The sequence below is a fragment of the Pseudoalteromonas sp. S3260 genome (assembly GCF_005886925.1).
In the GTDB taxonomy this organism is placed as follows: Bacteria; Pseudomonadota; Gammaproteobacteria; order Enterobacterales; family Alteromonadaceae; genus Pseudoalteromonas; species Pseudoalteromonas tetraodonis.
This window is the reverse complement of the sequence record NZ_PNCV01000305.1, coordinates 1-366: the sequence shown is the minus strand read 5'-3', so window position 1 is coordinate 366 and position 366 is coordinate 1. Positions and strand designations below refer to the sequence as shown.

Here is a 366-nt window from a genome sequence, read left to right as displayed (position 1 = left end):
CTTCATGTCACGAACCGCTTTTTCCATGCCATCAATGGCCGCACGAGCAATAACGGCGTGACCAATATTAAGCTCATAGATTTCTTCCATCGCGGCAATTGGCTTCACATTATGATAGTGCAAGCCATGTCCTGCATTGACGATGAGCCCTTGATTATGCGCATAACGCGCACCTTCACGAATAATTTCTAGTTCCTTCGCTTGTTGCTGGTCATTCTCGGCATCGGCATAGGCTCCGGTGTGAATTTCAATATAGGGGGCCGCTGCTTTCACACTGGCATCAATTTGCGCGTTATCGGCATCAATAAATAGACTGACTTTGATACCCGCAGCCGTGAGTCGTTTAACCGCGTCGGCAACTTTATC

At 48.1% G+C, this 366-nt stretch carries 1 protein-coding gene; it reads right to left on the bottom strand.

Annotated elements, in window-relative coordinates:
- On the bottom strand, nucleotides 1–366 hold a 366-nt coding region (locus CWC14_RS18580; protein WP_171036897.1), incomplete at both ends, for a pyridoxine 5'-phosphate synthase.